Annotated in this window: 3 protein-coding genes and 1 tRNA gene; all 4 read left to right on the forward strand. The window is 62.9% G+C overall.

From position 1 onward, the window contains the following. Positions 1-101 precede the first annotated feature (101 nt). Positions 102-178: transfer RNA gene (locus ACUSIJ_RS29395), tRNA-Trp, on the forward strand. Between the two features lie 578 nt (positions 179-756). Further along, the gene (gene rpsL / locus ACUSIJ_RS29400) at positions 757-1,128 is read left to right on the forward strand and encodes a 30S ribosomal protein S12 (RefSeq protein WP_009764294.1); all 372 of its coding nucleotides are present in this window, start codon (positions 757-759) and stop codon (positions 1,126-1,128) included. Positions 1,129-1,275: 147 nt separating this feature from the next. Further along, the gene (gene rpsG, locus ACUSIJ_RS29405) at positions 1,276-1,746 is read left to right on the forward strand and encodes a 30S ribosomal protein S7 (RefSeq protein WP_449311961.1); all 471 of its coding nucleotides are present in this window, start codon (positions 1,276-1,278) and stop codon (positions 1,744-1,746) included. 27 nt (positions 1,747-1,773) lie between these two features. Further along, positions 1,774-3,843 (forward strand): elongation factor G, encoded by a 2,070-nt coding sequence (fusA, locus tag ACUSIJ_RS29410; RefSeq protein ID WP_449311962.1) that lies wholly within the window; start codon positions 1,774-1,776, stop codon positions 3,841-3,843. The last annotated feature ends 80 nt before the right edge of the window (positions 3,844-3,923 follow it).

Below are 3,923 nucleotides of genomic sequence, written 5' to 3' on the forward strand. Positions count from 1 at the left end.
CTGAATCAGGTCGGGACAGCGCATCATCGGTGGTGCGCTTTTCCCGAAAACAGGTTAGAAGGATACGCGGCCGAGCCTTTCATCAAACCGCGTATCCGATTAGGAGTGTAGCTCAACTGGCTAGAGCACCGGTCTCCAAAACCGGGGGTTGGGGGTTCGAGTCCCTCCACTCCTGCCAATCGGCAGGACAGGTTCGAAGCGGGTTCAGGCTCGATATCAGTCCGGAGCGGGCCGATATCGAGCCTGTTGCTTGATGCGCAGGCGTTCGGCGCGGCGGCTGTTCCTTGGTCGTATCTTCATTGCACCGCGCGTCGGATGCCGACGCGTTCGGATTTGATGATTTCAGTTGGCGGATCGATGTTTGCCGCAGGTTTCGCCCTTGACGAGAGGCGAATCTGACTGTAAAGAAGTCCGACTTTCGGTAAGCCGTAGGTGTTCTGGTTCGAGGCGCCGAGCCTTGATGGATAGAGCCTAAACGTTGCCGTTCTAAGCACCGACTGGCCGCAAGTAAGGCTTGATTGTCAGATCTGGAGCACGACCGGACGAAAGTTTGGTCCTCTGCGTGTGCATGTGCTTGATGCGAATGCGCATCAGGCACGATAGCGCGTTGTCATTTGTATCCTTGCCGGGATCGGGTTTGACGGCGCGAAGCAATCGGGATGTTCAGGGCCTGCGGGCGCTGGGAAATGATTAGGCCAACGGCCGACGTGACGGATGGTTGCGGCCATCCGGCGGTTGACAGCGAGAGAAGATAGTATGCCGACGATCAGCCAGTTGATCCGCAAGCCGCGGACGGCGCAGAAAAGCCGGAACAAGGTTCCTGCCCTCGAGGCCTGCCCGCAGAAGCGGGGTGTCTGCACGCGCGTCTACACGACGACGCCGAAGAAGCCCAACTCCGCCCTCCGCAAGGTCGCCAAGGTTCGTCTGACCAACGGTTTCGAGGTGATTGGTTACATTCCCGGCGAGGGACACAACCTGCAGGAGCACTCCGTGGTCATGATCCGCGGCGGCCGCGTCAAGGACCTGCCGGGCGTGCGCTACCACATCCTGCGTGGCGTGCTCGATACGCAGGGCGTCAAGAACCGCAAGCAGCGCCGCTCCAAGTACGGCGCCAAGCGGCCGAAGTAAGCGGAATTCGAGGCAGGGCGGAAGCCGGCGGCAATGGCCTTCATCGCAGGGCGTTCTTCCGGTTTCCGTCGAAGGTGTTTTTCTGGGTATCCGGACGAGCCGAATGGCGTCCTGATTGCCCATCAAGTTTAGGCGGAGCGAAAGCCGATGTCCCGTCGCCATAGTGCGGAAAAGCGCGAGATCATCCCGGACGCGAAGTTCGGCGATATCGTCGTGACCAAGTTCATGAATTCCATTATGCGTGATGGCAAGAAGTCCGCAGCCGAGGCGATCGTCTATGGCGCGTTCGATGTCATCGAGCAGAAACTGAAGACGGAGCCGCTGCCGGTGTTCAAGCAGGCGCTCGAGAACGTGTCCCCGGCGATCGAGGTCCGTTCCCGGCGCGTCGGCGGCGCGACCTATCAGGTTCCGGTCGAGGTGCGCAGCGAGCGTCGCCAGGCTCTGGCGATCCGCTGGCTCATTCAGGCCGCCCGCGCGCGCAACGACCGTACCATGGTCGAGCGCCTGTCGGCGGAGCTTCTCGACGCGTCGAACAACCGCGGCAACGCCGTGAAGAAGCGTGAAGACACGCATCGCATGGCGGACGCCAACCGCGCCTTCTCGCACTATCGCTGGTAACGAACCGGGTCAAACGGAGCCACGACGATGTCTCGCACGCACGCAATTGCCGATTACCGCAACTTCGGAATCATGGCGCATATCGACGCCGGCAAGACCACGACGACCGAACGCATCCTGTTCTTCACCGGCAAGAGCCACAAGATCGGCGAGACGCACGAGGGTGCGGCGACGATGGACTGGATGGACCAGGAACAGGAACGCGGCATCACGATCACGTCGGCCGCGACGACCTGCTTCTGGAAGGGCCGTCGCCTCAACATCATCGACACACCCGGCCACGTCGACTTCACGATCGAGGTGGAGCGCTCGCTGCGCGTGCTCGACGGCGCCGTGTGCGTGCTCGACGGCAGCCAGGGCGTAGAGCCGCAGACCGAGACCGTGTGGCGTCAGGCCGACAAGTACGACGTGCCGCGCATCGTGTTCGTCAACAAGATGGACAAGGTCGGATCCGACCTGTTCAAGTGCGCTGATTCGATCGTCGACCGCGTGGCCGGCAAGCCCGTGCTGCTGCAGATTCCGATCGGTTCCGAGAACGACTTCATCGGCGTGGTCGATCTGATCACCCAGAAGGCGATCGTCTACCCGGACACGCAGGGCAATTTCGAGGAGCAGGAGATCCCTGCCGATCTCAAGGAGCAGGCGGCCGAATACCGCACCAAGCTTGTCGAGGCGGCGGTCGAACTCGACGACGATGCCATGGCGGCGTATCTCGAAGGCCAGGAGCCGGACGAGGACACCCTGCGCGAGCTGGTGCGCAAGGCGGTGCAGGCGCGCGCGTTCCACCCGGTGCTGTGCGGCTCGGCGTTCAAGAACCGCGGCGTCCACCCGCTGCTCGACGCCGTCGTGGACTACCTGCCGTCGCCGATCGACCGTGGCGCGATCAAGGGCATCGACTTCAAGACGGAAGAGCCGACCGAGCGCAAGCCTTCGGACGAGGAGCCGCTGTCGGTGCTGGCGTTCAAGATCATGGACGACCCGTTCGTCGGCACGATCACCTTCTCGCGCATCTATTCGGGCGTGCTGAAGGCGGGCGACTCGGTGCTCAACTCCACGCGCGACAAGAAGGAGCGCATCGGCCGCATGCTGCTGATGCACGCCAACAACCGCGAGGACATCAAGGAAGCCTATGCGGGCGACATCGTCGCGCTCGCGGGCCTCAAGGAAGTGCGTACGGGTGACACCCTGTGCGACACCGCCAAGCCCGTGATTCTGGAGCGCATGGAGTTCCCCGAGCCGGTCATCGAGATCGCGATCGAGCCGAAGTCGAAGGCCGACCAGGAGAAGCTCGGCATCGCGCTCTCCAAGCTCGCGGCCGAGGATCCGTCCTTCCGCGTGTCGACGGACAGCGAGTCGGGCCAGACCATCCTGAAGGGCATGGGCGAACTGCACCTCGACATCAAGGTCGACATCCTGCGCCGCACCTACAAGGTCGACGCCAATGTCGGCGCGCCGCAGGTGGCGTATCGCGAGCGCATCTCGAAGAAGGTCGAGGTCGACTACACCCACAAGAAGCAGACGGGCGGCACGGGTCAGTTCGCGCGCGTCAAGCTGGTGGTGGAGCCGGCCGAGCCGGGCGCGGGTTACTCGTTCGAGTCCAAGATCGTCGGCGGCGCGGTGCCGAAGGAGTACATCCCCGGCGTCGAGAAGGGGCTGGAGAGCGTGCTCGGCGCGGGCGTGCTCGCGGGCTTCCCCGTGGTCGATCTCAAGATCGAGCTCATCGACGGCGCCTACCACGAGGTGGACTCGTCCGCGCTCGCCTTCGAGATCGCGGCTCGCGCGGCGCTGCGCGAGGCCCTGCAGAAAGGCGGATCGGTGCTGCTCGAGCCGGTGATGAAGGTCGAGGTCGTGACGCCCGAGGACTACACGGGTTCGGTCATCGGCGATCTCAACTCCCGGCGCGGCCAGATCCAGGGCCAGGACATGCGCGGCAACGCGGTCGTGATCGACGCCATGGTGCCGCTCGCCAACATGTTCGGTTATGTCAACACGCTGCGGTCCATGAGCCAGGGCCGGGCGACTTACACGATGCAGTTTGACCATTACGAGCAGGTCCCGTCAGCGGTTGCTCAGGAGGTTCAGGCCAAATACGCCTGATTTTTCAGGCGTATAGGTTTCAGCTTCATCATTCAGGAATTTACTCGGCGTCAAGTCGAGCTGTTTTCAGGGAGCCGCGA

This window comes from Pseudochelatococcus sp. B33, assembly GCF_053570585.1.